At 68.5% G+C, this 26538-nt stretch carries 25 protein-coding genes, 1 tRNA gene and 1 pseudogene; 7 read left to right on the top strand and 20 right to left on the bottom strand.

Going from position 1 to position 26538, the window contains the following annotated elements; translation table 11 throughout:
- Positions 1-113: 113 nt before the first annotated feature.
- The 13 genes and pseudogenes from RIA68_07920 to RIA68_07860 form a co-directional block, all read right to left on the bottom strand.
- Entirely contained in the window at positions 114-1673 is a 1560-nt protein-coding gene (locus tag RIA68_07920) for a flagellin (GenBank protein ID MEQ8317365.1), read from the bottom strand.
- 298 nt (positions 1674-1971) lie between these two features.
- Positions 1972-2145 (bottom strand): annotated as a pseudogene (gene csrA / locus RIA68_07915) (carbon storage regulator CsrA).
- Between the two features lie 67 nt (positions 2146-2212).
- Entirely contained in the window at positions 2213-2662 is a 450-nt protein-coding gene (locus tag RIA68_07910) for a flagellar assembly protein FliW (GenBank protein ID MEQ8317364.1), read from the bottom strand.
- An 88-nt stretch (positions 2663-2750) separates the two neighbouring features.
- Complete coding sequence (locus tag RIA68_07905) at positions 2751-4799, bottom strand: flagellin (GenBank protein MEQ8317363.1); 2049 nt, start codon at positions 4797-4799, stop codon at positions 2751-2753.
- A gap of 31 nt (positions 4800-4830) precedes the next feature.
- Positions 4831-6573, bottom strand: coding sequence for a flagellar hook-associated protein FlgK (gene flgK / locus RIA68_07900; GenBank protein MEQ8317362.1), 1743 nt, complete (start codon positions 6571-6573; stop codon positions 4831-4833).
- 33 nt (positions 6574-6606) lie between these two features.
- On the bottom strand, positions 6607-7119 hold the full coding sequence (locus tag RIA68_07895) for a hypothetical protein (protein MEQ8317361.1): 513 nt from the start codon (positions 7117-7119) through the stop codon (positions 6607-6609).
- On the bottom strand, positions 7116-7469 hold the full coding sequence (locus RIA68_07890; protein ID MEQ8317360.1) for a hypothetical protein: 354 nt from the start codon (positions 7467-7469) through the stop codon (positions 7116-7118). The genes RIA68_07895 and RIA68_07890 overlap by 4 nt, the downstream gene beginning before the upstream one ends.
- Before the next feature lie 3 nt (positions 7470-7472).
- Positions 7473-8603 carry a flagellar basal body P-ring protein FlgI gene (locus RIA68_07885; GenBank protein ID MEQ8317359.1) on the bottom strand — a complete coding sequence of 377 codons (1131 nt, stop codon included), beginning with the start codon at positions 8601-8603 and terminating at the stop codon, positions 7473-7475.
- Positions 8604-8612: 9 nt separating this feature from the next.
- Positions 8613-9278 carry a flagellar basal body L-ring protein FlgH gene (locus RIA68_07880; protein ID MEQ8317358.1) on the bottom strand — a complete coding sequence of 222 codons (666 nt, stop codon included), beginning with the start codon at positions 9276-9278 and terminating at the stop codon, positions 8613-8615.
- A complete protein-coding gene (flgA, locus tag RIA68_07875; GenBank protein MEQ8317357.1) occupies positions 9275-10300 on the bottom strand; it encodes a flagellar basal body P-ring formation chaperone FlgA in 1026 nt (341 codons plus the stop codon). Before flgA ends, RIA68_07880 begins: the two co-directional genes overlap by 4 nt.
- A 57-nt stretch (positions 10301-10357) precedes the next feature.
- Positions 10358-11170 carry a flagellar basal-body rod protein FlgG gene (gene flgG / locus RIA68_07870; GenBank protein MEQ8317356.1) on the bottom strand — a complete coding sequence of 271 codons (813 nt, stop codon included), beginning with the start codon at positions 11168-11170 and terminating at the stop codon, positions 10358-10360.
- A gap of 39 nt (positions 11171-11209) precedes the next feature.
- Positions 11210-11998: a flagellar hook-basal body protein gene (locus tag RIA68_07865; protein MEQ8317355.1), complete on the bottom strand. Its 789-nt coding sequence runs from the start codon at positions 11996-11998 to the stop codon at positions 11210-11212.
- A complete protein-coding gene (locus RIA68_07860) occupies positions 11999-12217 on the bottom strand; it encodes a hypothetical protein (protein ID MEQ8317354.1) in 219 nt (72 codons plus the stop codon).
- Positions 12218-12311: 94 nt separating this feature from the next.
- Between RIA68_07860 and RIA68_07855 the strand changes: the two genes are divergently transcribed.
- Together RIA68_07855 and RIA68_07850 are read left to right on the top strand one after the other, a co-directional pair.
- Positions 12312-12384 (top strand) — tRNA-Thr (locus RIA68_07855).
- An 86-nt stretch (positions 12385-12470) separates the two neighbouring features.
- The gene (locus tag RIA68_07850) at positions 12471-12941 is read left to right on the top strand and encodes a DCC1-like thiol-disulfide oxidoreductase family protein (protein MEQ8317353.1); all 471 of its coding nucleotides are present in this window, start codon (positions 12471-12473) and stop codon (positions 12939-12941) included.
- Positions 12942-13000: 59 nt separating this feature from the next.
- Here the strand turns inward: RIA68_07850 and RIA68_07845 are convergent, their stop codons facing one another.
- Positions 13001-14893, bottom strand: coding sequence for a GC-type dockerin domain-anchored protein (locus tag RIA68_07845; GenBank protein ID MEQ8317352.1), 1893 nt, complete (start codon positions 14891-14893; stop codon positions 13001-13003).
- A 559-nt stretch (positions 14894-15452) separates the two neighbouring features.
- Here RIA68_07845 and RIA68_07840 point away from each other — a divergent pair.
- From RIA68_07840 to crcB, 3 genes are read left to right on the top strand one after another with little or no spacing between them, the layout of a single operon-like run.
- Entirely contained in the window at positions 15453-16784 is a 1332-nt protein-coding gene (locus RIA68_07840) for a homogentisate 1,2-dioxygenase (GenBank protein ID MEQ8317351.1), read from the top strand.
- The gene (locus tag RIA68_07835; GenBank protein ID MEQ8317350.1) at positions 16781-17629 is read left to right on the top strand and encodes a hypothetical protein; all 849 of its coding nucleotides are present in this window, start codon (positions 16781-16783) and stop codon (positions 17627-17629) included. The genes RIA68_07840 and RIA68_07835 overlap by 4 nt, the downstream gene beginning before the upstream one ends.
- 5 nt (positions 17630-17634) lie before the next feature.
- Positions 17635-18030 carry a fluoride efflux transporter CrcB gene (gene crcB / locus RIA68_07830; protein ID MEQ8317349.1) on the top strand — a complete coding sequence of 132 codons (396 nt, stop codon included), beginning with the start codon at positions 17635-17637 and terminating at the stop codon, positions 18028-18030.
- On the opposite strand, the gene gcvT is transcribed toward crcB, so the two are convergent.
- The 3 genes from gcvT to RIA68_07815 form a co-directional block, all read right to left on the bottom strand.
- Positions 18027-19154, bottom strand: coding sequence for a glycine cleavage system aminomethyltransferase GcvT (gcvT, locus tag RIA68_07825; protein MEQ8317348.1), 1128 nt, complete (start codon positions 19152-19154; stop codon positions 18027-18029). The two genes, crcB and gcvT, sit on opposite strands and share 4 nt — an antisense overlap.
- A gap of 86 nt (positions 19155-19240) precedes the next feature.
- Positions 19241-20125, bottom strand: a complete 885-nt coding sequence (gene panC / locus RIA68_07820) for a pantoate--beta-alanine ligase (GenBank protein ID MEQ8317347.1) — start codon at positions 20123-20125, stop codon at positions 19241-19243.
- Between the two features lie 50 nt (positions 20126-20175).
- Positions 20176-20763, bottom strand: a complete 588-nt coding sequence (locus tag RIA68_07815) for a hypothetical protein (protein ID MEQ8317346.1) — start codon at positions 20761-20763, stop codon at positions 20176-20178.
- 65 nt (positions 20764-20828) lie between these two features.
- On the opposite strand from RIA68_07815, the gene RIA68_07810 reads away from it, so the two are divergent.
- Positions 20829-21449, top strand: a complete 621-nt coding sequence (locus RIA68_07810) for a hypothetical protein (GenBank protein ID MEQ8317345.1) — start codon at positions 20829-20831, stop codon at positions 21447-21449.
- Here RIA68_07810 and RIA68_07805 read toward each other — a convergent pair whose 3' ends face one another.
- From RIA68_07805 to RIA68_07795, 3 genes are read right to left on the bottom strand one after another with little or no spacing between them, the layout of a single operon-like run.
- Entirely contained in the window at positions 21450-23429 is a 1980-nt protein-coding gene (locus RIA68_07805) for a CTP synthase (GenBank protein ID MEQ8317344.1), read from the bottom strand. It abuts the gene before it with no gap.
- Positions 23430-23459: 30 nt separating this feature from the next.
- Positions 23460-24263 (bottom strand): 3-deoxy-manno-octulosonate cytidylyltransferase, encoded by an 804-nt coding sequence (kdsB, locus tag RIA68_07800; GenBank protein ID MEQ8317343.1) that lies wholly within the window; start codon positions 24261-24263, stop codon positions 23460-23462.
- Between the two features lie 6 nt (positions 24264-24269).
- Entirely contained in the window at positions 24270-25805 is a 1536-nt protein-coding gene (locus RIA68_07795) for a hypothetical protein (protein MEQ8317342.1), read from the bottom strand.
- A gap of 102 nt (positions 25806-25907) precedes the next feature.
- On the opposite strand from RIA68_07795, the gene def reads away from it, so the two are divergent.
- A complete protein-coding gene (gene def, locus RIA68_07790; protein MEQ8317341.1) occupies positions 25908-26495 on the top strand; it encodes a peptide deformylase in 588 nt (195 codons plus the stop codon).
- Positions 26496-26538 lie beyond the last annotated feature (43 nt).

The following is a 26538-nucleotide window of genomic DNA, read 5'->3' as shown; positions in this document are numbered from 1 at the left end:
AGAACCGGAAAATCGCCCCACAACGCGACGTGGCCCGGGGCAAACCGGGCCGCATCGCGTGCGATGAGAGTCTGATAACCGCCCTGGGGCGGGTCACGACTATGTTATAGGGCCTAGCCGAGCAACTGCAGGACGCTCTGGGCCTGCTGGTTGGCCAGCCCGAGGATGGTGGTGCCCGAGCTCGCCAGGATCTGGGCCCGGGTCAGCAGGCTGGTTTCCTTCGCGAAGTCGGCATCGCGGATCAGCGACTCGCTGGCGGTCAGGTTCTCGACCGAGAGCGCCAGCGACCGGATGTTGGTCTGCAGCGTGTTCCGCTCGAAGGAGCCCAGCCGCCCACGGACGATGGTGATCTCGTCGATGGCCGTGTCGGTGATGCGGCTCGCGGCGGTGAAGTTGCCGCGGTCCTTGCTGCTGGCCAGGCTGTTCTCGCGGCCCGACTTGAGCGACTCAAGGAACTCCAGCGAGCCGTCGACGACCGTCCCACCCAGCCGAGACGCCGCAACGGAGTTGATTCCGAAGTTCACCTGCTGCTGGGCGACGACCTCCGAGCCGAGCTGGAAGAGCGAGCCGCCGCCGGTGATGTCGAACGACGAAGTCTCGCCGGCACGCGTTGCGAAGTCTTCGGTGAGGATCAGATCGAGCGAAAGCTGCGTGCTGGCAGTCTTGACGCTGAGTCCGTCGCCGGTCGCGAGGGCGCCGTTGATGATCGCCTGGACGTCGCGACCCTGATCGCGGACGGCCGTCAGCAGGTCGGTGCCCACGCTGGTCCACGGGAAGGGGTCGTTGTCGCCGATGGAGAGCTCGTCCGCAAACTTGTACGTCTGCCACGCACCGTCGGGGCCGGGGTCCTGGAGTCGCTCGACCGATACGAAGGAGCGCGTTCCGTATCCCTCGCTAAAGAAGACGAGGCCGCTGGCGGCATCGCCGTTGATGAGCTCGGCCGTCACGCCGGTCGAGGGCGTGAGGCGGTTGATGGCGCTGGCGACCTCGGTAAACGACTGGCCCGAGGTGAACTCGAGGCTCACCACGCCGTCGGGTCCGCGAACCTCGAGGACCACGGTTGAAAGAATCGTGCCGTTCCCTGGTGCACCCGGCGTGGGAAGGTCTCCGCGGACGTACAGCCCGCCCTGCTGGGCAGAGTTGAGGATCTCGATGTTGACGTCCAGCGAGTCGCCCTGGGAGAAGCTTGCCGCGCGGACGTCGGTCTTGGCGACGGCCGACGTGGCGATGCCCGAGGTCTGGTAGCCCAGCGAGCCGTCCAGCAGCCGCAGGTCGCCGAAGCGCGCAGTGTCGGCGATGCGGGTGATCGAGTCGATGGCCGAGTCGATCTGGGCCTGGTTGGCGGCGATCTCCTCGTCGGAGAAGGCGCCGGTGTTGGCCGCCTCGACGACCAGGGCCTTGATGGAGTTGAGCAGGTCGTTGACCTCGGTGAGCGAGCCCTCGGTGGTCGCGATGACCGCCGAAGCGCGCTCGGAGTTCTTGATGCCCTGCTCAGCACCGCGGATGTTGGACCGCAGCCGCTCGGAGATGATCAGTCCGGCGGGGTCGTCGGCACCGCGGTTGATCCGCAGTCCCGTCGAGAGTCGCTCGAGCCGGGTATCCAGCTCGCGGTTGGTCCGCGAGAGGTTTGATCGGGCGATCATGCTGGGGACGTTGGTATTGATGCGAGTCATCGCGATCCTCCGTGAGCCTCAGCCGCACTCCGTCGCGGCCTGCTGGAACTGTCCGTCGAAGCGACGTGGGCCGACGGCCCTCAAGGCGTGATCAAGGTCAGGATGAAGCCTGCCTCCGTGTATCGTTCTTGGCGGGTGCAACGCGGGCGGGCTTGGGCGCCGCATCGGCGTGGTCGGCCCCATTGCTCGTTGCCGAGCCATTGCTCTGGCCGATGCGCCCCGCCGGGCTGAGCCCCGCGCGGCGGCCGGGCCGGATCGCCGAGCTGAGCGCGCCGAACTCGCTGCCCTTGGCCTCGGCGGCGCGCCTGTTCTCGGCCTTGATGGCCTCGTACACCTCTTTGCGATGGACGGCGACCTGGGCCGGGGCGTTGATGCCCAGCCGGACCTTGTCCCCGCGGATGTCGACGATGGTGATCTCCACCGCGTCGCCGATCATGATCGTCTCGTCTCGTTGCCTCGACAGCACCAGCATCCCTGCGCTCCGTCCCCCCATCGGTGGGGGTGTTGATGTGGCTCCGGTCCTTCATCGCCACGTGCCGTCAGGCCGTTGCGGCCGTCGTCTGATCGCTGCCGACCTGCATGATCGTGTGCCTGGTCGACCAGCGCTTGTCGGCGAGCACGAGTTGCTGGCCGCTGAGGTTTAGGGTGTTGATGAGCAGGGGGCCTTGGAGGTTGGCCGTCAGGACCTCGCCCACCTTGTTGACGATCACGAAGACCTGGGCGTCGTCCATCTTCTCGATGCTCAACGCCTCGGCCTGCTCGGGACGGATCGGGACCTCGTACTCCTTAAAGAAGAGCGCCGGATCCGTCAGCACGAACGCGAGCGCGGGCTCGTCGACCGATTGCAGCCAGAAGAAGCACGCGTCTTCGCCCGGCTCGAGCAGGCAGTACCGCCTGTGGTCGGGGAAGCCCAGGAGGCCCTGGGGAAACGTGATGACCTTGTCGTCGGCGATGTCCACCACGCCGAATCTGGTCGTCTTGACTTGCATGCCGTACTCCTCCGGCCGGGCGTTCGCCCACGTGTGTGCCGATGTCTGTCCTAAACCAAACGAATCCTTCGATCCGAGCCCGGGGTTCCTACCCCAGGAAGTCGAGCAGTGATTGCTGGCGGCTGGTCGCCGTCACCTGGAGTGCTGCCTGGAGCTGGACCTGCAGCTGGCTGAGCTCGATCGCCGCCGAGGCGAAATCGGTGTCCTGCAGCCCGCTGCGTGTTGCCTCGTCCAGAAGCACGATGTCCTCCCGCAGTTCCTGGGCTTCCTGCACGCGTCGTGCATCGCCCCCAACGATGGCCCGCACCTGCGCGATCTCGCTCAGGCGGGTCTCGACCGCCTCTCCCGCAAAGGTGATGCCAGTTTCGTCGTTGTCGAGCAGCGCCTGGCGCAGATCCAGCAGGTCGCTGAAGATGTTGCGCACCCGCACCTGCGCGACGTCGTTCCCGACGAGCGTCGAGCCCTCGGCATCGAACGTGCCGTCCGCAAGGCCGAGATCTCGCAGCGAGCCCGAGCCGTTCAATGCTTCGACCTGCAGCGGGGCCGCGAAGGCGCCCGACTGCTGCAGAGCCAGCCCGCCGGGACCGGTCTGCACGAGGCCGGCCTCGAACTCGCCCGGCACGGCGATGCCCGCGTCGGTCGCCGCCTGGTTGATCCTTGTCGAGATCGCCGCCATCGTCGTCAGGTCTTCGGGGCGCAGGTCGACGTCGAAGCTCCGGCCGTCGCCAAGGGTGACGCGGAAGTCGGTGTTGCGATCGGGGTCGAGGACGCCGGTCTCAGGATCCGCGACGCCGTCGATGATCCGGATGCCGCGGCCGTCGTTGAGGCTCGAGACGTCGGTTTCGGACGAAAAACTGCGGATTCCCAGTCGCTGGGCGGTATCGAAGTTGCCGTCGATCTCCTCGACGCTTAGTCCGTTGCCCACGGCGACGGCAAGATCGCTGACCAGGTCGATAGTGTCGGTCTCGCTGTTGAGCTCGACGCGGACGCCCAGGCCGGTCGCCTCGACGGCGTTGCGGATGTCCTGGATCGTCTCGGCCTCGCTGAGGTCGACGATCTCGGTCTGCCCGCCGTTGCGGATGCGGATCTGGCCCAGCGGCAGGTCGTCGATGGTGGGAATCGAACTCAGCCAGGTCAGCCTGGGATTGAGGTCTTGGCCCGCGCCGGCGGTCGCCGTGAAGGCGCCACCGCCGCCCAGGCCCAGGTCCGCCGCCGTCGTGCCTTCGGCGACCTCGCCGAAGGTGAGGCCCGGCACGGGTCCCGTGGCATCCTCGGCCAGCAGGTCGATGCGCAAGGACCGCGCTTCGAAGCGCACGCCCTGCGGACCCAGCAGCGTTCGCCCGGTCCGGTCCTCGATCCGGCGGATGCCCGCCTCGATGGCGTCGGCCACGTCGCCGGCCACGTCGGCGCCGGTCAGGTCCACCCGCTCGGTCTCGCCGTCGATCGCCAGTTCGATGTTGCCCAGTTGCACGCCCTGGCCGCGCGCGCCGCGCAGTTCGTCGACGGGCGTGTCGGGCTCGACGGGCGCCAGCAGCTCGGCGAAGCCGCGGACCCGTGCCGAGGTGCCGCCGAGCGGGCTGCCCGGCCCGAGCGTGAGGGGCACGTCGACGCCCGGACCCAGATCGATCTTCAGGCCGTCGCCCGAGGCCGCGAAGCGATAGCCGCCGAGCATCTGCGTGACGGGCTGGCTGCCCGGGAAGTCGCCGCCGAACATGTGGCCCACGTTGCTCTTGCGATTGGACACCTCGAGCACCTTGTCGAGCAGGCCCTCGACGGTGACGGCGGCGCCCGCGCGGTCGTCGGCGTTAAACGTGCTGTTGACGTACTCGAGGGCGATGCTCTTGGCCTCGAGGGCCGAGTCCTGGGCGTCGCCCAGTGCGCCATCGAGCAGGTCGAGGGCGGTGCCGGCGGTGTCGAAGTTGCGCAGCCACTGGGTCGAGCGATCGAGGGACTGGTTGATCGATGAGATGGCCGCGGCCCGGACCGGATCGTCGCTGACGCGGTTGACGTCGCGGCCGGTCGCGAGGCGCTGCTGCACGTTGAACAGGTCGACGTTGTTGCGGTTGATGCGGTCGAGCTGCACCTGCGCCAGGAAGAGCGTGGGCGCCCGTGCCAGTCCCGCGGGAATGCTGCTCATGGCCGGCCTCCGATGGTGGGGGTGTGTGCCATCAGTTGAAGATCGCCAGCAGCTCTTGCTGCAACTGGTCGACGACGGCGATGAACCGGGCGGCGCCCTGGTAGGCCTGCTGGTGGGTGACGAGGTTGATCGCTTCTTCGTCCAGGCTCACGCCGCTGGTGGCGGCACGCTGGGCCTCGATGGACTCGCGAACGACCGCGGCGGCCTCGGCGTTGGTCCGCGCTGCGTCGACCTGGGCTCCTACGCCGCCGGCCACGGTGGTCCAGAACTCATTGAGGTTCTGCCCGCCCAGGGCCTCGAAGCCGCCGTCCTGCAGCCCCGCCATATCCAGGGCGGCGGCGTTCTCGCGGAATTCGCCGTCCGAGCCGATGCGGCCGACCTGCAGCAGCGTGGGGTCGTCCGCGATGTCGCTCCGGACGGCGATGTCGTCGGCGCTGGTGCCCTCGAAGAACGCGTTCATGCCAATCGCGCCGAGCAGTCCGCTGCTGTCCTCGCTGAAGCTGAAGCGGGCGCCGTTCTCGCCCGTGACGCGGAGGCGGCCGTCGGCGGTGAATTCGGCCGAGATGCCCTCGACCTGGTCGAGCGCCTGTCGTATCGACTCGATCGAGGCGTCGTCGATGGTACCGGCGGTGCCGTCGTCGCCCAGACGGTCGAGGTCGACTTCGATGCGTGTCGCCTCGCTCGTGCCCGTCGCGGGGTTCTGCACGTGCACAAGGAACGAGCCATTCTGAAACTCGAAGGGCAGGTCGGCGGTGGAGGGATTGGCCTGGTCGTTGAGCGGGAGCAGGCGATCGTCGGGCGGAACGCGGAGCTGGCTGGTGGCCTCGGTCAGGCCGTCGGGCCCGCTGGCCGTCGCGTGGATCTTGTTTGTCTGGAAGATCAGCTCGGCTGCCAGGCGATCGAGCTGGTCAAGCGTCTCGCCCACGGCGTTGGTCCGCGCATCGAGCAGCGCGCCGACCTGGCCCGAGATGACCGGCAGCTCCGAGCCGTCGGCCCGCGTGCGCACCGAGACCTGCTCGACGCCGTCGATGCTCTCGCGGCGGAGCTCGATGCCGCGGCTGTCGCCGGCGAGCACCATGGGCGTGCTGCCGACGTAGACGTCGACGATGCCCGACTCGCGTTCGACCGTGTCGATGTCGATCAGCCCGGCGAGCTCGTCCAGCACGCGGTCGCGCTGGTCCTGCAGCGTCGACGTGTCGCCGCCGCCTACGCGGGCGCGGGCGATGTCCTTGTTGATAGCGGCGACCTCGCCCAGGAGGTCGTCGGCGCGGGGCACGAGCGTGTCGAGCAGGCCGTCGGTCTGCCGCCTCTGCTGGACCAGGTCCTGGCGAATGCGCTTGATGTTGCTCACCAGCGTCTCGGCCTGCTGCACCACGACGCCGTCGGAGGCGACGAGGGTGGAGCGATCGGACCAGGAGCCGAAGAAGTCGGTGAGCTGGCTGGTCAGGCCGGTCTCGCTCAGCTCGCCGATGGCCGATTCGAGCGACGCGAGGGTCTGGAGCGTCTGGTTCGACTCGCGCTCGCGGGCGATCTGGCCTCGGAGCCTCGCGATGACCGCCTCGTCGATGATGCGATTGAGCGACGACGGCGCGACGCCGCTGCCCGACTGCAGGCGCTGGAAGGGGTCGTTGGACTCCTGGGGCGTCAGCAGCAGCGAGCGGCGTGCATAGCCGGGCGTGGCCACGTTGGCCATGTTGTTGCCGGTCACCTGCACGCCGAGCTGGTGCGTCGACAGGGCGCTGGCGCCGATGCGCAGTGCGGAGGTCAGGCCCATGTCATCGCCCCTCTCGGTTGGCTTGGCGTGGCGTCACGAGACAAGGTCCACCCCCCGCACCGCATGACTACCCGACAGGGCGCCCGTCGATGCGTAGACGCCCGCGCGATTGGCGTGCGCCAGCACCTGGCGTGCCAGCCCGTCGAGGTGGGCCACGACGCTGCTCGCGGCCGCGTGCACGATGCGCTGCTGGCCCTGACACTCGAGGACCGCCTTGCGGGCATGATCCGCCGCGGTCGCAAGGGCCCGGCCGACGTCGGCGTCGTGCCGACCGACCGCGCGTGTCAGGTCGCTCAGGCTCGCCGCCTCGGGCAGCTTGAGCGCCTGGCAGAGGCTCCGAACGGCACTACGCCGCGACTCTTCGGCATCGGCCAGCTCTCGCCCGATGGCCCGCTGCTGCGCGACGACGTCGGCGACCTCGCTCGTCCGCATGCCGGCGATGGCCGACCGCTGGGCGCGGGCGAGCGACGCGAGGGCGTCGTTGGCGCGCGCGATCGCGTCGATGGCGACGACCAACCGGTTGGCGTGTTCGAGGACGTGCGTCATGCGAAGAGGCCCTCCGTGGCCCTGGATTGCTGGCGGGTGAGGTCGGCCTCGATCCGATCGACGAGCGGGAACCTCGAAGCGCGCACGAGCTGCCGGCTGAGCACGCGGTCCATGATCTCGCCGAACTGCTTTTCGCCCGAGCCGGGGCCAAAGGGCGGGGCCGCGTTCGTGCTCTCGCGCATCTGGGCCAGCAGCGGCTCGACGAAGGCCATGGCGACGAAGTCCTCGGCCGCGCGGCGTGCCGATCCCTCGGCGCGCGGGTTCGCGTCGTCTCGTGCGATGACGGCCGAGAAGTCGCGCTGGCGCTCTTGCACGACGGATTGGTGCGTGATGGCGGTGTCGATACGCATGGGCTAATCGATGTAATCCACGTCGGCGTGCAGGGCGCCGCTCTCGTCCATCATCTCCAGGATGTCGATCTGCTGGGCGACGGGCATCTCAAGTGCCCGGAACGCGGCGAGCAGGTCGCTCAGCTTGGCCGTCTCGCGCCCATCGGGCGTCGACGCCAGCCCCGTCCAGACCTCCTCGCTCGTCACGGGCGTCTGCGGGGTGATGATCGGCGCGGGCTGGGTGACGGTGAGCTGCATCGCCTGGTGGGCCACGCCTACGGGGCTGATGTCGACGTTGGCCGTCGCGACGATGGCGCCCGTTCTGCGATTGATGATCACGCGAGCCGGCAGCTTCAGCAGGTCGGGGTCTCGCACGCGCCGCGTCATGATGAAGTCGAGGAACTGCGGGAGCGCCCCGCGATCGGCCTCGGGCACGGAGATTTGCACGATGCGGTCGTCGATCGGCTTGGCGACCGGCGGCAGATCGAGCGCGTCGGAGTTGTAGTACGCGTCGTTGATGGTCGTGGCGACGAGCGAAGTCGCCGAATGCCCCGCGTACTGCTGCTTGACCTTGAGCTTGAATTCGTCGCCGATCTCCACCGGCACGATGTCGCGGACGAGCTCGACGCCGTTGCGGATGCGCGCGTTCTGGAGAGAGGTGGCGCTGTCGATGATGAGGCTACCTCGCGCGAACCCGAGCAGCTCTCCGCCCGGTTCCGCGCGCCGCAGCGGCGAGATCGTCAGCTCGCCGCCCTCGAGGCTCGTGGCGCCGTTGAAGGACGTTAGCGTGGCCGTGAACTCGTCGCCCCTGCGCCCGCCGGTGTTGGGGATGGTGGCCCGCACCCACACGAGCGCGACCGATCCCGAGTCGGCGAGTTTCTCGGGGCTCGAGACCGGCAGGCCCTGGCTCCGCATGAGCGCTATGAGCGGTTCGACCGAGACGCTGTCATCGAGTGGGTCGCCCGTGCCGTTCAGGCCCGTGACCACGCCCAATCCGAAGAGCTCGGTGGTGGTGGCGTTGGCGAACTCCACGATCTCGCGGATGTCGAGCTCCGCCCGGCGGGGGAGCGGCTGGGGCGTTTGCACCGACCCCAGCTGAGCGAGGGCGGGTGCGGCGAACAAGATCATGGACGCGATGTATGGGGTGATGCGCATGGGCCTTCCTTAGAACGGCAGGATCCACTCGACGAAACGCGTCAGCGGCCCCTTCGTCGCCGCGTCGCGGACCTCGCCCTCGTGCTTGACCTCCAGCCGAAGGTCGGCGAGCTGGTTGCTCTGGATGGTGTTCTGCTCGGTGACGTCCTCGGACCGGCAGTTGCCGCTGAGGACCACCGTCTTGGTCTCTTCGTCCGAGGCCGTGAAGCGGCGGGCTTCGAGCACCAGCACGCCGTTGGGCTTGACGTCGATGACGGTGGCACTGAGTCGATCGGTGATGCGGTCGGTGCGTTCGTATTCGCCCTCGCCCTCGAACTCGCGCTCCGCGGCGTAGCGGAGCAGCTCGAGGTCGCTGATGCTGCTGTTCTCGAGCCGCAGGTTGAGCAGTTCCTCGATGCTGAGCGTCGCGCCTAGGGTGGCCGATCCCTCGGTTTCCTTCGTGGTCTCGAGGGTTTGCTCGCTCGTCTGCGTCGACGATTCGTTCACGATGATCGTGATGATGTCGTGGATCTTGAACGCCCTGGGCTCGGGCGGACGCACCACGAAGAGCGACACGCCGTAAAGGTTGGCCGCAGGGTCGCGCTCGACCGGCGTCGAATCGCTCGGGCTCGCGGATTGGGCGAATGCCGGCATCGCAACCGCCGCGATCAGGATTGCTGGGAGAATCGCTTTCACGGCGTCGTGCTCCTGCTCACCATGACGGCCGCGCCCGGCCCTTCGATGCGTGCCCGGAATCGGATGCGGTCGGCCCGCGTCGGGGCGATCTTCTCGAACTCGATGACCTCACCGGGACGTCCGGCCTCGCGGGCTCGCGCGAGCATGACGACGGTGATCGTGGGCGTGATGACGCGGACCTGGATGCGATCGCCACGCTCGACGGCGACGGCGGCGCGGACGTCGGATGCGCCAACCACGTGGTCGGCCTTCAGGTTCGTGGCCGCCTCGTGGTCGACCACGACGTCACCCGGTGCGGGGGTCTGGCCGGCGTCCAGCCACCGGCGTTCGAATCGAACGTCGGCGGGCGTCAGCACCTGCCGGGCCCGGACGTTCCGCGTCATGACGGCAACGTTGCGGCGGATGCGGACCTGGGCGTCGGCCCGGCCGCGGACGGCGACGCCCGCCTCATCGTCGTACATCACGATCTCGAGTCGCATGGTGTCGGAGAGGCCCGAGTCGTCGAAGTACGGCACGAGACCCGCCGTCGTGTGATCGAGCAGCCCGTCGGTCGCCGACGTCCAGCGGACCTCGACGTCGCGCGGTGCGACCTTGAAACGCTGGGCGATCCAGCGCTCGGCAAGCTCGCGGACGGTGCCCGGTGTGGCCGCTCCGGCAACCGCGGAGGTCTGCGCCGTCGAGCCATCGACTTCGGGAGAGACGGCGAGCGTCCGCACGTAGCAAGGCCCGCCGCGGAGCTCGAGCACGCCCCAGTTGGCGTCCGCTTCTTCCAGGAGATCGCGCAGGGCCTGCGCGTCGATCTTGCGCCATCCGGCCGGGTCGGCGGAGATCTCGGCAAGCTCGATGGGCGTGCCTCCCAGCCGCTCGGCCTCGTCGCCGTGCAGGGAGGCCACGTCCGCCAGCGTCACGTCCTGCCCAGCAGGCGTGAGCACGGTAGATTGCAGCGTGATGGTCGACGTGCCCTGACCGGCCACGAGCGTCGCGGCGAGCAGGACGACCAGGATGGCGAACGCGGTGCGCATGGTGCTTCTCCGCCCATGCAACCTCAACTGGCGTGCCAACCGCCGGCGTGATCGGGACTAGCGGCGGAGCTGGGAGATCGTCGAGAGCGCCTCGTCGGCCGTGCGGATCGACTGGCTGTTCATCTCGAAGGCCCGCTGGGTGCGGATGAGCTCGATGAGCTCGCGCGTCGGGTCGACGTTGCTGGACTCCAGCGCGTTGTTTCGGAGGCCGCCGCGGCTGTCTTCGAGCGGCGCGCCGGACTGGGGAGCACCGCTGGCCACGGTCTCGGCAAACAAGTTGTTGCCGAGCTGCTTGAGGCCCTTGTTGTTGATGAAGGTCGCCAGCTCGATCTGGCCGGCAGACTGCAGCTGTTCGCTTCCGGGGACCCGCACCCAGACCTCTCCGTTCGCGGAGATCTCGATGGGTCGGATGGCGTTGTCGGGGATCTTGATCCCGTCCACCAGCCTCCGCCCTTCGCTGTTGGCCAGCACGATCTCGCCGTCGGCGTTGAGCGTGAAGTTGCCCGCTCGGGTATAGGCGACGCTACCGGGGGCGATCGAATCCTCGACCTGCACTCGGAAGAAGCCGTCGCCCTCGATGAAGATGTCCAGGTCGTTGCCGGTCTCGATGGGGGCGCCCTGCTCGAAGCTCACCTGCGTGCCGCTGACCTTGACGCCCAGGCCGACGTACAGGCCCGTCGGTCGCTGATCTCCGGTGGCGGTCTCGACGCCGGGCTGCTGCCGCTCGATGTAGTAGAGGTCCTGGAAGTTTGCCCGGCTGGCCTTGAAGCCCTCGGTATTCACGTTGGCCAGGTTGTTGGCCGTGACGTCCAGGCGGGTCGAGAGGGCGCGCAGGCCCGAGGCGGCGGATTGCAGTGCGATGGCGGCCATGGGCGGGGTCTCTCCTCAAGAAGCCAGCGAATCGGGAATTCAGCCAACTCGCGCAAACGTATTGATGGCCTGGTCGAGCAACTGGTCGTGGTAGCCGATCATCCGCGTGTTGCTCGACACGCTCTTGCCGGCGTTGGTCACGTCCATGAGCGCCTTGATGGGGTCGACGGCCGAACCCTCGAGCATGCCCTGCCGCACGAGCACGCCGCTCTGCAGGGGCTGGCCGATGGCCTCGTTCATGACCTGCTGGGGCGCTTCGTACAGGCCCTCGCCGCGCTTGTGCAGGCGTGACGGGTCGGGCACGCTTACCACGCCGACCTGGCCGAGCATGCCGCCGTCTTCGTCGTAGATGAATCCTTGGACGTCGATGGTCACGGGCTCGTCGGGCAACGCGATCGGCCCGCCGCCCGGCGAGAGCACGGGGAGTCCCGTCGTGCTCTGGACGAGGAAGCCCCGATCGTCGCGCGTAAAGCGGCCGTCGCGGGTGAGCTGCGTCTGCTGCCCATCGGGCGTGGCGACCGAGACCAGGAAGAAGCCGTCGCCCTCGATGGCCAGGTCGAGGTCGTTGCCGGTTTCTTGCAGCGGGCCCTGCTCGAAGCTGACCCGCCTGGGTCCGGCGAGCACGCCCGCACCGAGTTGCTCTAAAAGAGGATCGCTCGGCATGAACGGCAGCCCGTCCTCGGCCCGGACGACCGTGCGGCCCAGGGCCGTTGCGCTGTCGGGCTTGAAGGCGGTGGTGTTCACGTTGGCCAGGTTGGCCGCCGCCACGTCGGTGCGGTACAGCGAGACCAGGGCTCCCGAGGCCGAGATGCGCATGCCCTGCTGCATTTAGTTGCGCTCCCACGGGTTCTGATCCGAGCCGCGGGCGTGAGCACGAGGACCATGCCCGGTGCTGGCCGAGCCGCCTTGGGCCGCGACGAGCTGGATGAGACCCAGCGCCTGCCCGCCGATCTCGCCGCGGCGGAGCTTTTCCTGGAGGCTCACGACGCTCCGCAAGGCTTCTTCGGGCGGGCTCGGCTGCCATTGGTCGGCGTGGGATTCGCGCATGATCTGCCTCCCGGGAGGGGTCGATGCCGTCCCGCGGGCGGATACACTCAACTCGCGTGCCAACCGGCATCCCCATCGGCACCGGAACGCACGGGCCGCCTTAGCTCAGCTGGTAGAGCAGCGGTTTTGTAAACCGCAGGTCGTCGGTTCGAGTCCGACAGGCGGCTCTTGACCCCCGTCACGGCCTGCGCCCCGGGCGCAGCCCCTGCGCTCGTTCGCAGCCCCTGCGCCAGTTTGCAGCCCCTGCGCTCTCATGCCCGACCCGCACCCAATCGTCCTCTTCGACGGCACCTGCGCCTTCTGCGATCGAACGGTCCGGCTGCTGACACGGCTCGATCGGAGGGACGTGCTCCGCTACGCACCACTCGCGAGCGAGGCGGGCCGCTTCCTGCTCGATCGCTTCGACGTGCCCGAGTCCATCGACTCGATCGTGCTGATACATCCTAATGGCCGGGATGATCATGCGCTGGTCGAGAGCAACGCCGCCATCGCCGTCGCCCGCCGGCTCGGCTTCCCGTGGTCGCTCGCGGCCATCCTCAAGATCATCCCCCGCCCCCTCCGCGACGCCTGCTACCGCTTCATCGCCCGGCACCGCTACACCGTCTTCGGCCGCGTCGAGCGGTGCTCGCTGCCGACCGAGACCCAGCGGCGGCTGGTGGTCGAGACGAAAGAGGCAGCAATGGGGTTGATCGAGAGCGACGGAGGGAGCGAGCGCACGCCGTAGTTCCACGGGCGACGGCTTTGTGGAAGTCGAGCGACACTTGGCGTGAAGGTTCTTGCGCCCTAACCGCAGCCGGCATCGAAGCGATTCTGGAATGCCAAGAGATCGAAGATGGTCAGGACGCCATCGCCATCGAGATCGGCCTGCAAGTCGCCCAGGTCGAACTGATTCTGGAAGGCCAGGAAGTCGAACAGCGTCAGCTCGCCATCGCCGTCGCGGTCGGCGGCGCAGGGCACGAGCGTGACGATGCTCGTGCCGTAGATCAGGTGGGCCGGGCCGATGCCCGCGGGGTCGGCGGATTCGACCGCGTCGAACCGTCCGTGCACGGTCAGGCCGGTGATGATCTGGAAGCGATCGGCAAGGCCGGGCAAGTACCCGCCCTCGTAACCGACGGCCAGCGTGCCGCCCAGCGTGATGGAGTCCGGGCCGGTCAGGCCGTCGTGCTGGTCGGGCTCGGGCCCGGCGATATCCAGTTCGAGCCTGGAGGACTGCTCGAAGTCGAACACGCCGCGGAGCTCCATTCGCCCAATGCCGCCCGCGCCACCGTCCGAGCCCGGAGCCACCGTCCCGGCGATGGTCGCCGGGCCGAAGATCCTGCCCTGCCCGGTGATGCGGGCCGAGGGACCCAGCGTGAGCGTGCCGGCATCGGGATAGACGAACGCGTCGCTCGTCTCGGCGCCGTGCAGACGCACCAGCCCATCGAGCACGGCGCCCTCCTCCACGAACAGCCCGGCCTCGTTGGTCGTCGTCACGCCGTCGCTGACGACGATGGCGCCCTCGATGGCGACGTCGGGACCCAGCGTCAGGTCATAGAACGGCAGCACGCTCATCTCGCCTCGGATGGTCGAGTGCCGCACGACCGTGTCGCGATCGGTGAAGAACCTGCCGCCGGCGGTCGCATCGATGAGCACGCCGTCGAGCAGGCGGCACTGCTGCAGGACGACGCGGCTGCCGGCGTTGCTGCGCAGCTCGCCGCCGGTCAGCGTGCCGATGAAATAGAGCACGCCATCGGGCCTGGCCTCGATCAGTCCGTCGCTGAAGATGTCCCCGATGATGGTGCCCTGGCCCGACACCACGGTGTCTTCGCCCAGGAAGACGTCGCCGCCCGCGACGCCGGTCGAGTCTCGGAACGTCGCCTGGATGCCGGCCGCTCCGTTGAGTCGGATCACGCCATCGACCGTGACGCCGCCCCGCACGAACAGCGTCGCGGCTCCGGCGATCATGACGCCATCGCCGACGATGATCTCGTCTTCGATGGTGACGCCCTCGCGTAGCGTCATGGCGTTGCCCGGATCGATTCGGTACGTTCCGCGGATGACCGTGGCGCGAAGGAGCGTGCCCGAGTCGGTGCGGAACGTCCCGTCGGTGGCATCGAGGATCGCCTCCCAGAGCAGGATGTTGCGCATGTCCAGCGTCTGGCCCGCCGAGCCCAGCACCGTACCGGCCCACACGTCGTCGCGGATCCTGCCTTGTCCGGTGATGACGCCGTTGCTGCCGAGCACGATGCGGCCCTGGCCCTGCGCCTCGGCGTTGTGGTCAGCCGCTCCGTCGAGTCGCACCAGGCCATCGATGAGTGCGCCGGACGAGGCGTAGAGCACGGCCACGCCGTCGGTCGTCACGCCGTCGCTGACCGCGAAGACGCCGGGCCCACGCGTCCGTTCGTAGACGAAGAGCCTGCCGCCGTTCTCGATCTGGACCGCTGCCTGCGGGTTGGTGAGTTCGACAGATCCCACGTCGCCTCGCCCCGTGACGCGTACCACGTAGGCTCCGACGCCTCCGAACACCGCCGTATCGAAGACGGATGGCACGACCGCCGGGAACCAATTGCTCGCCTCGCCGAAGTCTCCATCGACCGGCATGGCCCATTCCATGGTGCTCTGGGAGTGGCTCTTCGTGGTGATCATCGCAAGCCCGGCGATGGCGAGCACGGCGGCGGCTGTCGAGTACTTCGGCACGTCGTCTCTCCCTGGCCCGCGACCGGGCGTCGCGGGGCCATCAAGATACCCGGACGCAGGCTCGATCGCAAGCGCATTCTGCTGGCCGGCGGCGGCGTCCGAGAAGAGAGCAGCCTTCCATAACTCGAACGCGACGACCGATCTTGCACCGGAGGCGGGCTTCCAACGTCCGCCCGCGTTCCATCGTCGCCGGCCGATGCAATCCTGCGAGCGACCCGCAGAGTTCTGCGAGCCCTCAGAAGAGTTTTGCGAGCGACCCGCGGAGTTCCGTGGCCTCCCCGAGCAGTTCTGGGCGCTCCCCGCGGAGCTCGGGGAGCTCCCCGCGGAGTTCCGGGCGCTCCCCGCAGAGCTCGGGGCGCTCCCCGCGGTCTTCGGGGCGCTCCCCGCGGAGCACTGCCCGGCGCCCGTCCGCGCTCCCCAACCGACCCCCCGGCCCGTTCGTATACAATCGATTGGGTGCAGATGCCGCCCGCCCGGCCCCAGCGGCCGCAGGACGCGTGGCGATCACCCCATTGCGGCGTGCGAGTGGTCGCACGCCTCCCGAAGGGAACCCAAACCCATGCCCTATTACACCAAGCTCGGCACCCTCCCCAAGAAGCGGCACACCCAGTTCCGCCGGCCCGATGGCAAGCTCTATAGCGAAGAGCTGTTCGGCACCGAAGGCTTCGTGGGGCCGACCAGCACGATGTACCACATCCACCCGCCGACCCAGGTGACGGGGTGGACCAACCTCTACGGCACCAAGCCCGAGTACGTCGAGATGGACACCATGCGCATGCGGCACCTGCGCACGGGCGGGCAGTTCACGCCGCCCAAGGGCGACAGCGTGACGGGGCGGGTCGTGCTGTTCGGCAACGCCGACGTCGAGATGGCGGTGTGCAACCCGGCCGAGCGCATGCAGTACCACTTCAAGAACGGCCAGGGCGACGAGTGCATCTTCGTGCACTTCGGCAGCGGCACCGTGCGGACGTTCATGGGCACGCTGAAGTTTGGCCCCAAGGACTACATCGTGATCCCCAAGGGCATCATCTACCACATGGCATGGGACGAGCGGCCGGAGAGCGGCGACGAGGATAACTTCGGCGGGCACTCGAAGGCCGAGATGCCCTTCGGCAAGTTCGTGCTGTTCGAGACGGTCAACGCGAGCCATATCCTGCCGCCGCCGCGGTACCTCAGCAAGAAGACCAGCCAGTTCCTCGAGCACGCGCCGTACTGCGAGCGCGACCTGGTGCTGCCGATCGCCGACGACGAGCACCCGCTCTTCACCGACGAGCTGGGCGACTACGAGGTGCGCATCAAGAGCCGCGACAGCGTGCACTCGTACCAGTACAAGTACCACCCGTGCGACATCGTGGGCTGGGACGGGTGCTACTACCCCTACATCTTCAACATCGACGACTTCGCGCCCATCACCGGGCAATTGCACATGCCCCCGCCCATTCATCAAACGTTCGAGGGCCATAACTTCGTGATCTGCTCGTTCTGTCCCCGGGCGCTCGACTTCCATCCCGAAGCGATCCCGGTGCCGTACAACCACAGCAACCTCGATAGCGACGAGATCCTGTACTACGTCGAGGGCAACTACAAGGCGCGGCGGGGCATCGAGCAGGGCTCGATCACGCTACACCCCCAGGGCATCCCGCACGGGCCGCACCCCGGCACCGTCGAGAAGAGCCTGGGCGCCAAGTGGACCGACGAGCTGGCGGTGATGTGCGATACGTTCCGCCCGATGTTCCCCACCAAGGCGGCGCTCGAGATCGACGACCACGCCTACCCGGCGAGTTGGATCGATGCGCCCGCGCCCAATGCGCACGCCAACGGGCAGTCGAACGGCTCCGCATCTGGTTCGACGACCGGCAGCACGCCCGCGACGGCGAGGCTCGACAAGTGAGGCTCGCGCTCGCCGTCGTGGCCTGCGTGGGGCTGTGTTCCACGCTCTGCGCGCAGGACGACGAGCCAGTGCAGGACCGAGTTGCGCAGCTCGAGGCCCAGGTCGCAGCGTTGACGGCCGAGCGCGACGCCCTCCGCGAAGAGCTCGCGGGCTTCCGCGTGCGCCTGGCCGAAGCCATCGAGATCTTGCGCAACCTGGGCTACGCCCCGCCCGCGCCCGTGCTGGCCGAGCCGCGTGACCCCACGGCCTCGCCCATGGCCGCCATGCAGACGCTCCGCCGACGGGCCCGGCTCGAACTGGCGACCGTGCCCCGCCGCACGCCCGACGACCGCGCCGCCTACGCCCGCACCGCCCGCGACTGGGCGGACGCGATGAACGAGGCCCTCGACGTCGAGAAGGACTGGCTCGTGCGCGTGCTCTCGGTCGACCTGCCCACCAGCGGCTCGTCGGTCGCCCGAGCTTTGGTCCGGCTGCAGCTCTTCGACGCGGCGACAGGAGCGCCGCTCTCCGCCCCGATGGACGTAAGCGTGCCGAATCGCGTGGGCCGGAAGATGGCGGCGGGGCTCGACGCCGAGGACGGCTCGGCCGCCTGGACCGCGAGCGTCCGCCTTCGCCCGAGCGTGCGATTCAACGCCGACCGGCTGGAACGCGGGCCCTTCGACCACCCGCCGTTCCTCGCCCCGCAGGTCGAGGCCGAGCTCGGCGTCGACTGGCTGCGCTTCGAGCCGGCGACCGTGCCCGAGGGCTTCTTCCCCGCCCTGCCGGGCGACGACCCGCTGGCCGTGCCCGACCAGTCGCGTCCGACGGCAAGCCCCGATCCGGCCCCCGCGCGTCAGCCGCGTTGAAGATCGTGCTCGACATCCTCGCGGTCGCGATCGGGGGAGCGCTGGGCGCTTCGGCCCGCTACGGCGTGGCGCGCACGGCGATGGCGATCTTCAAGGAGCATCCGCTCGCGCTCCCCGCGGCGACGCTCACCGTCAACGTTGCGGGCTGCCTGGCGGTTGGCCTCGTGCTGCCGTGGCTGATGGCACGCGAAGGCGACGGCTCGCCGCACCACCTGCGCTTGCTCGTGGTGGTGGGGGCGCTCGGGGCCTTCACGACCTACAGCACGTTTGGCGTCGAGACGTTCACGCTGTGGCGCGAGGGCAAGATGGGCATCGCCCTCGGCTCGGTAGCGCTCCATCTCGTGCTCGGCTTCGCCGCGGTCGCTGTCGGCGTGCTGATCGGCGAGCGGGTGCTGGCCTAGGCCTTGGGCTTCTTATACAGGGGGTTCGCGCGTACCTCGGCCTCGAGCTCGGTCCGCCCGGTGTCGATCGTGACCTTGGTGCCCGCTTCGTTCACGCCGCGGTCGATGATGCCCATCGCAATCGGCACGCCGAGCGTCGGGCTGCTGCAGCCGCTGGTGACGACGCCGACGTCCTTGCCGCCCGCCTTGATGGCCATGCCCTGCCGCGGCGTGCGCTTGCCTTCGACGACGAAGGCCGCCAGCGTGCGGGCCGGGCCGCCCTCGGCGATCGTCTTCTTGAGCGCCTCTTGACCAATGAACGGTTCGGGCATGTCGCCCTCGTCCTTGTCCATCTTGATGGCAAAGTCGACGCCGCACGACAGGGCGTTGATGTCCTCGCCCAGCTCGTGGCCGTAGAGCGGCATGCCGGCCTCGAGCCGAAGCGTGTCGCGGGCGCCCAGGCCGATGAGCTTCATGTCGCTCTGCTCGGCGTCGAGGTCGACGTCCTTGAGCAGCAGCTTGAGGGCCATATCGACGATGCTGGCCGGCAGGATGACCTCGACGCCGTCCTCGCCCGTGTAGCCCGTGCGCGAGACGAGCAGCTTGGCGATGAGCAGGTTCTTGATCGTGAATCGGTAGCGCTTGAGCGTGGGCACCTCGCTGCTCACGCGGCTGACCAGGTCCATGACTTTCGGGCCCTGGATGGCGACCATGGCGGTCTTGGTCGTCTGGTCGTCCATCTTTACGACCAGCTCTTCGGCGGCGATGACCGACTTGAGGTGTTCGACGATCTTCTCGCGGTTGGCCGCGTTGACGACGACGAGGAACTCGGTGTCGTCCATGCGATAGACGAGCACGTCATCCTTCACGCCGCCCTGCTCGTTGAGGATCAGCCCGTAGCGGCACTGGCCCTGTTGCATGTCGCCGATGCGGCGCGAGCACACGCGTCCGAGCAGCCGGCGGGCGTGGCGGCCGGTGATCTTCAGCCGGCCCATGTGCGAGACGTCGAACATGCCCCCGCTCGATCGGACCTGCACGTGCTCCTGCTGGACCGAGCCGTAGCTGATGGGCATGTCCCACCTTGCGTACTCGACCATCTTGCCGCCGTGTTCGAGGTGGAGCTTGTGGAGCGGGGTCTTGAGCACGGCGGCCTCCGATTCGAGATGCTGGCGAGTACGCTCGGCGGCCCGTCCGGCCGCCAAACGCCTAGTTTAGCGGCCACGATGCCTCGTCACAGAGATCGCAAGGGGGAATCGGAGGGCAGCGGCCAAGAGGCGTTGTCCAGCAGCCTCGTCTGGCCCAGCCGGCAGGTGATCAGGCCCCGGAACTGGCCCTCGCCCGGTTTGGTTGCCGGGTCGATTCGCTCGAGCGTGGTGGCGTGCCGAACCGTGGCGTACTCGACGTCGAGCCCGGCGAGCGCCTCGCGCATCGCCCGCTCGGCCAAGCCGGCGGTAGGGGCGTCCGATGCGGCTCGCAGTGCTCGTGGGATTGCTAGCGCCGCCGCACGCTCATCCTCGGAGAGGAATCGGTTCCGGCTGCTCAGCGCGAGCCCGTCGGCGTCGCGAACCGTCGGCCCGTTGATGATGTCGATGCCCAGGCGCTCCTGTTCCACGAGGGCGCGGGCGAGTTGGAGCTGCTGCCAGTCCTTCTCGCCGAACACGGCGGTCGCGGGCTCCACCAACGCGAACAACCGCGCGAGCACCTTGGCCACGCCCACGAAGTGACCGGGCCGAAACTCGTCCTCGAGGCCCTTGTCGACCGCGACAGCGGGCACCTTGGGCCCCGGCGCATCGACGCCGTCGGGGTAGACCATCTCGACGCTTGGCGCGATCACCGCGCTCGCGCCGGCCCGTTCGCAGGCGGCGGCGTCCTCGTCCAGCACGCGGGGGTATCGCTCGAAGTCGTGGGACTCGTCGAACTGGGTCGGGTTGACGAACACCGTCACCACGCATCCGGCGCCGAGACCTCGGTCCCGTGCTTCGGCTGCGGCCTGCCGGATCAGGGCAACGTGCCCCGCGTGCAGGGCGCCCATGGTGGGCACCAAGACGCCGCCGGGGTTGGGCCCGATCTCGTTCTGGTAGGCGGCCAATTCGTTGGCCGTCCGAATGATCCGCATGGCGCAGCGTTCGGCGGCCGCGGGGCAAGGTCAAGTCCGCGAAGGTCCGGTCAGCGCTGCATGATCCACTGGCGGATCTCTTCGCTGCTGGGCCTGGGGACGAGCTCGATCTTGACCGTGTAGAGCGCTTCGCCGTCGTACTCGCACTCGGTCACGCGGCCCGCCAGGATCGTCGGCTGATCGTCGATCAGGTGGACGGCCACGAGCAGCATCTTCTTGGCGTAGCACATCCGCCGAGAGCGGATGGTGAGGCTCGAGCGATTCACGGACGAAGAGCGGGCCGACCACGTCGTGACGGGCCGCAGCCGCTCGTCCAACTCGGCGACGTCCAACTCGGCGTCGAACTCGTGGAACGTCGGGGCACCCTCGGTGCCCCCGACCTGCTCGGCGGCTGACTCGGGCATCGGAAGGTCCTCGATCGGCTCGGGCTCTGCCTGGGGCTCGGCATGCGCTGGGCTGGCGGTCGCGGAGGCCTCGCTGGGCTCGCGTTCCGGGCTCGTGCTTGGGCGGACCTTCGGCGGCGGGGGCGCTGCGCCCCACTGGTCCCATACGCTCACGCCAGGGTCGATCCATGCGAATCGATCGCCTTGCCTTGCTTGCTGGCCCGGAGCCTCGCCCATGCCGGCGCTATCGACCATCGGGCAAGCCTCCACCAGCCGGATCCCACCCGCCGGGCGTTCTCGACGGGTTACAGGACGATGCGATGACCACCACGCCATCCCAGCCACTCGATCGGTGGACCGCCCGCCTGAGGGCCATCGTCGGGCCCGAGCCGCCGTCGGGAGTCGTCGCGGGCGAATTCGCCGACGAGTCGGGTCATCGCCGGGCCGTTGATGCGCCACTGATCGCCTGGCTGACCGAGAACACGACGCGACCGACGAAGGGCCAGGGCCTCGACGTCGACCTCTGGCATGCGCTGGCCAACGACTCTGACCTCGCCGCGACGTTCTCGCCCGATGGCCCCCTGCAAGACGCCGACGCCCCGGGCCGAGGCGAGGTCGCCATCGAGGTCTGGACCGAACGCGAGCTCTCGGCGATCCAGGCGCTCTGGACCATCGGCGTGCAGCGCGACGAGCCTCGGCTGGTGCAACGGGCCGAGGCGGCGGCCGCCTGGTGCGTGCAGGAACTGCAGCCCGACAACGCGACCGCGCACCCGTGGGGCGTCAACGCGTTCGCCTCGCTGGCTGCCAGCGGCGACATCGAGGCCGACCTCTACGCGCAAGCGCTGGTGCACAACGCGCAGGTCGCCACCGGCCGCGTCGGCCGCTTTGCGAAGCTGGTGCTGCTCGCGTCGCTGCGATCGCTGGAGGTTGCCGAAAACTGATTAGGCCGGCTGCGTGCGCTTGCGTGGCGTGCGGAGCCATCGCTTGACGAGGTTCGAGACTTCCTTAGGCCCGGCCTCTTCGCCGTCACGCGGTCCCATCGCAACACGCCGCGCGATGGCGGCGGCGCACAGGCCCATGAACATGGGCTGGGGCTCCAGCGGCCGGCTCGTGAGCTCGGGGTGGAACTGCCCGGCCACGAAGTAGGGGTGCGTCGGGCCGTCGTAATCATCATCGTGGCCGGGCTGGGGCAACTCGAGCACCTGCATGATGGGCTGGGTCGGATGGCGGCCGCTGAAGACGAGGCCCGCCTCGGTCAGCCGGTCGATGTAGCCCGGGTCGACCTCGTAGCGGTGGCGGAATCGCTCGCGCTCGGTCTGGCGTCCCGAGAACAGGAAGCTCGCCAGCGAATCGGGGGTGAGCGCAACGTCCTGGGCGCCAAGCCGCATCGACCCGCCCAGGCCCTCGATCTTCTTCTGCTCGGGCAGCTCGCTGATGACCGGGTCGGGCGAGTCGGGGTCGAACTCGGTCGAGGCCGCATCGGCGATGCCCAGCACGTTGCGGGCATACTCGATGACGGCGACCTGGAACCCAAGGCAGATGCCCAGGTACGGCAGGCCCGACTCGCGGCAGTGCTTGACGACCGCCAGCTTTCCATCCACGCCCCGGGCTCCGAAACCACCCGGCACGATGACCGCGTCGACGTCCGAGAGTTCGTCGGCAATGCGCGACTCGGTGAGGTCGGTGGTATCGAATCGCTCGACCTCGATGTCGGCGTGCAGGTTCGCCGCGCAGTGCTCGATGGCCTTGTCGATCGAGGCGTAGGCGTCGCCCAGGTCGGTGTACTTGCCCGCCAGCGCGATGCGGATGCGGTGCTCGGGCTCGCTGGTCAGCCCCCGCACGAACGAGCGCCAGCGCTCGCGCTCGCGGTCCTCCTGGCCCATGTCGACGCGGTCGTGCAGGTCGAGCACGCTGAGGATCTCGCGGTCGAGCCCGTCGCGGCGCATCTCTTCGGGGATGAGGTAGATGCTCTCGCGGTCGTGCATGCTGAACACGCGCCGCAGCGGCACGTTGCTGTACATCGCGATCTTCTGCATCGCCTGACCAGTGACGGGATTATCGCAGCGGCAGGCGATCATGTGGGGCTGGATGCCCGCTTCCATCAACCGCTGGATGCCAAGCTGGGCCGCCTTGCTCTTCTGCTCGCCCAGGACCTTGGCCTCGATGACGTACGTCAGTGCGACGAAGCAGACCGACCTCGGTCCTTCTTCGAAAGCCAGTTCTCGGAGGGCCTCGATGTAGAACCCGTTCTCGTAGTCGCCCACGGTGCCGCCGACCTCGACGAATACGACGTCGGCCGGGCGTCCGGACCCGTCGCCATACATGGCCAGCTCGCGGAGCTTGCGCTTCACCTCGCCCGTGACGTGGGGGATCATCTGCACGTCGCGGCCCAGGTAGTCGCCCAGCCGCTCGCGCTCGAGCACCTCGCTGAAGATCTGGCCCGAGGTCGTGAAGTTCCGCCGGCTGAGGTTCTGGGCCAGCATGCGCTCGTAGGTGCCCAGGTCCATGTCGCACTCGGTGCCGTCGTCGAGCACGAACACCTCGCCGTGGCGGTAGGGGTTCAGCGTGCCCGAGTCGATGTTCAGGTAGCCCTCCATCTTAATGGGGGCGACCGTGAGGCCCTTGTCCTTGAGCAGCTTGGCAGCGCTGGCGGCAAAGATGCCCTTGCCCAGCCCGCTCATGACAGTACCCAGCACCGCGACGTACTTCGTCCGCCCGCGGCGATAGCCCGACGGCACGGGCGAATAGAACTCGGTCGTCAGCGAGCCCTCGGCCGCCTGCACGAGCAGCTCATCAGCTCGCCGACGCCGCGCGTCCTCGCTCATCGAGCCGGCCGGCTGGGTGGTGCCGCCGCCGACGGGCGTGGGCCAGTCGTTTGCAGTTGGGTCGTTGCCACCATTCGAGTTTCGTTGGTCGGGCACCAGAGAGGATAGCCGACCCGGCCGCGCACGTCATCCGCCTTGGCTGGTCCGAAAGCGTTCCACGAACGCCGCGTACTGCTCGGGCGTGTCGATGCCCTGGTGCGAGCAGCGACGGACGGCCACGGCGATCGGCAGGCCGTGTTCCAGCCAGCGGAGCTGTTCGAGTTGCTCGCTGCGTTCCAAGGGCGTCTGGGCGAGCGACACGTATCGCTCGAGCGAGAACACGTCGTAGGCATAGATGCCCACGTGCCGCAGCGGCGTGGCCGCCGACGAGTGATCTCGATCGAACGGGATGGGTGACCGGGAGAAGTACAGGCCGCGCGCGACGCCGAGGTCTGGCTCGATGAGTCCGGTCACGACCTTGACCAGATTCGGACTTGCGGCGTCTTCGTGCGGTTGCAGGGGCGTCGCCACCGTGCCGAGCTGGGCGATCCGATACATCTTGTTCACCATGCCGGGCAGCATGTGCTGGCCGACGGCGATGAGGGCCGCATCGACGATCTCCGGCTCGATCTCTGGCTCGTCCCCCTGCACGTTGACGATCGGCTGCTGGCTCTTCAGGCCCATCGTCTTAGCTGCCTCGGCCAGCCGGCTCGTGCCGTTGGGGTGCTCCGCGCTGGTCATCACGGCGTCGAAGCCGTAGGCCTCGACCGCCTTGCGGATCGCCTGGCTATCGGTGGCCACGACGACGTTGGCGACGGCCCGGGCCAGCTTCGCTCGCTCGCACACGTGCACGACCATGGGCTTGCCGGTCTCGCTCGCGAGCGCCTTGCCGGGGAACCGCGTCGAGCCCATGCGGGCGGGGATGATGGCGATGGCCCGGGGCTGACCCATGAGGCCCTAGGCCTGCCGCAGCTCGACCAGAAGCTTCTTGATGGCGTCGCGCTTGGCTCGGATCTCCTTGAACCCGATGTCCTTGATGGCGATGCTCGAGGCGATCTTGTCGGCCTCGATGGCGGCCTCGAGGTCGCGGTGGTCGGTGGCCTTGGTCAGGAGCGCATCCATCAGGCCGTAGTTGATCTCCATGCCCGTCTCGTCCCCGTCGCGGCCGTGCGCTTCGAGCGCCTGGCGGAAGGTCGTGACCGCCTCGTCGCCCCACTGCATGGCTAGGAACGACTGGGCGAGCATGTGCAGCGTGCGCACCCGCAGCTTGGGCTCGCCCTGGGCCTGCTGCAGGTTGGCGATGGCGTCCTCGAACTGGCCCTGGCTGAAGTATCGCCGACCGAGCTCGAATTTGAGCGTCATGTCGGTCGGGTAGGCCTCCACCCGGGCGGCGTAGACCTTCGTCTCGGCCTCGAGCACGTCTTTGCGGGCGCTCTCGAGCTCCTGCTGTACGCCTTCGTCGTCGGGATTGTCGACGGCCTTCTTCTCGAGGGCCATGAGCCGGCGGCGCCACGCGCGCATCTTGATGTCGTCGGCCGCCTGACGGAAGCGGAACTCCTTGGTGAGCTGGTAGGCCTTCTTGTAGAGCTCGTACGCTTCCTTCTCATCTTTCGGAGAACCGCGTTCGAGCAGCCGCTTGGCCAGGGCGTTGAGCGTGGGCGGATCTTCCGGACGCTCCTCGAGGTCGGCCCGGGCCCGCTCGATCAGGCGCTCGATGGTGCCCTCGTCCTTCGACAGCGCCTCCTCGTCCTGCAAACGCTGCTGCTTGGCAGCGTCGCGGATGTTCTTGCGGAAGCCGCCCTCCTCGCCCACGTTGTCGTAGCCGCCCTGGCTCATGGTCGCCTGGGCCGAGAAGTTCTTGACCGCGTTGGCCAGGTCGCTGTCGGAGGGGTTGAGCTGGACGGCGATGTTGCCGGCCTCGACCGCCTCGGTATAAGCCCCGACCTTGGCGAACTGCTGCATGAGACGCTTGAACACGATCGGGCTGGGGCGCTTGGCCTGCTTGGCAAGCGTCATCGAGCGCTCGAGGCACCAGTAGGCCTGCTCGTCGAGTCCGGCGTTGGCCGCCGCCTCGCCCGCACGCATCGCCGCGTCGCCGTCGCTCAGCCGCGTCGCCCAGTTCAGCAGTGCCGCGAGGAACTTGTCCACCGGCGTCTTGGTCGGCACGTCGACCTTGGGCTTCTTCTTGGGGTTGGCCCCCGCGAAGGCCGCGGCCGAACGGAAGAAGCTCTCCATCGCCGTCATGTTGCTCGCGTCCTGCCGCAGGCCGCTGAGCCACAGGTTCATGGCGTACTCGTAGTTGGTCGTCTCGTGGGCGGTGCGGGCGTGCTCGAAGAAGCGATCGGCGCCCTCGGGGTTGAAGGTCGGTCCGGGCTCGGCACCCTTGCCGCCGTCGCCGCTCTTCCCGCTGCTGGCCGTCTCCGGCTCCGGGGTCCCGTTCGATTCGGGAGTCCCCTGGGCATCCTTCTTCTTCTTGCCGCCGAAGATCGCCAAAATCCTGCTCCAGTCTGGTCAACCGTCCGCCGAAACGCCCGCGGCCGCGATTCTAGGGCCATCGCATGACCCTCCCCGACGCCGCACAATATCATCCCCGCGATGCCCCAGCATGCCCACAGCACGACACGGCCCGACGCCGACCCGCAGAGCCTGCACCTGCGCTTCCATCCCGACCGGGTCCTGCGTACTAAGGCGGAGCCCGTGGGCGAGGTGACCGACAACGTCCGCGAAGTCGCCGCCCGCATGGTCGAGATCATGCGTCAGGAAGAAGGCATCGGGCTGGCCGCGCCACAGGTCGGCCTGTCCTGGCGGATGTTCGTCTGCGCCATTCCGGCGGATCGCTCGTCCGGCTCGCTGCCCGACCACATCCAGGAGCACACAGGCGGCGAGCCCTGGGCCTGCATCGACCCCGTGCTTCGACCGGTGGGCGACCTCGAATCGATCGAAGAGGGCTGCCTCAGCCTGCCCGACATCCGAGGCCAGGTCAACCGCCAGCACGCGGTCGTCATGGAGGCAACCGGCCTGGATGGCAAGAAGTTCGAGGTCCAGGCCGTCGGCCTGCTCGCCCGGTGCATCCAGCACGAGGTCGACCACCTCGACGGCGTGCTCATCATCGACAAGTTCGGCCAGCTCGACCGCCTGCGCACGCGCTCGGCCGTCCGAAAGCTCGAACGCAAGGCACGCTAATTATCTACAAGAGTTCCCAACAAGGGCAGGGAGGCCCGCCGGC

The organism is Phycisphaerales bacterium (assembly GCA_040217175.1).
Lineage (GTDB): Bacteria > Planctomycetota > Phycisphaerae > Phycisphaerales > UBA1924 > JAHCJI01.
Note: the sequence above shows the minus strand (reverse complement) of the source record. Positions and strands in the feature narration are given on the sequence as shown.

Bases quoted from the DNA above. Each gene is read 5' to 3' on its own strand.
- RIA68_07920 (MEQ8317365.1), bottom strand. From the start codon at position 1,673: ATGACTCGCATCAATACCAACGTCCCCAGCATGATCGCCCGATCAAAC.
- RIA68_07910 (MEQ8317364.1), bottom strand. From the start codon at position 2,662: ATGCAAGTCAAGACGACCAGATTCGGCGTGGTGGACATCGCCGACGAC.
- RIA68_07905 (MEQ8317363.1), bottom strand. From the start codon at position 4,799: ATGAGCAGCATTCCCGCGGGACTGGCACGGGCGCCCACGCTCTTCCTG.
- flgK (MEQ8317362.1), bottom strand. From the start codon at position 6,573: ATGGGCCTGACCTCCGCACTGCGCATCGGCGCCAGCGCCCTGTCGACG.
- RIA68_07895 (MEQ8317361.1), bottom strand. From the start codon at position 7,119: ATGACGCACGTCCTCGAACACGCCAACCGGTTGGTCGTCGCCATCGAC.
- RIA68_07890 (MEQ8317360.1), bottom strand. From the start codon at position 7,469: ATGCGTATCGACACCGCCATCACGCACCAATCCGTCGTGCAAGAGCGC.
- RIA68_07885 (MEQ8317359.1), bottom strand. From the start codon at position 8,603: ATGCGCATCACCCCATACATCGCGTCCATGATCTTGTTCGCCGCACCC.
- flgA (MEQ8317357.1), bottom strand. From the start codon at position 10,300: ATGCGCACCGCGTTCGCCATCCTGGTCGTCCTGCTCGCCGCGACGCTC.
- flgG (MEQ8317356.1), bottom strand. From the start codon at position 11,170: ATGGCCGCCATCGCACTGCAATCCGCCGCCTCGGGCCTGCGCGCCCTC.
- RIA68_07865 (MEQ8317355.1), bottom strand. From the start codon at position 11,998: ATGCAGCAGGGCATGCGCATCTCGGCCTCGGGAGCCCTGGTCTCGCTG.
- RIA68_07860 (MEQ8317354.1), bottom strand. From the start codon at position 12,217: ATGCGCGAATCCCACGCCGACCAATGGCAGCCGAGCCCGCCCGAAGAA.
- RIA68_07850 (MEQ8317353.1), top strand. From the start codon at position 12,471: ATGCCCGACCCGCACCCAATCGTCCTCTTCGACGGCACCTGCGCCTTC.
- RIA68_07840 (MEQ8317351.1), top strand. From the start codon at position 15,453: ATGCCCTATTACACCAAGCTCGGCACCCTCCCCAAGAAGCGGCACACC.
- panC (MEQ8317347.1), bottom strand. From the start codon at position 20,125: ATGCGGATCATTCGGACGGCCAACGAATTGGCCGCCTACCAGAACGAG.
- RIA68_07815 (MEQ8317346.1), bottom strand. From the start codon at position 20,763: ATGGTCGATAGCGCCGGCATGGGCGAGGCTCCGGGCCAGCAAGCAAGG.
- RIA68_07810 (MEQ8317345.1), top strand. From the start codon at position 20,829: ATGACCACCACGCCATCCCAGCCACTCGATCGGTGGACCGCCCGCCTG.
- kdsB (MEQ8317343.1), bottom strand. From the start codon at position 24,263: ATGGGTCAGCCCCGGGCCATCGCCATCATCCCCGCCCGCATGGGCTCG.
- def (MEQ8317341.1), top strand. From the start codon at position 25,908: ATGCCCCAGCATGCCCACAGCACGACACGGCCCGACGCCGACCCGCAG.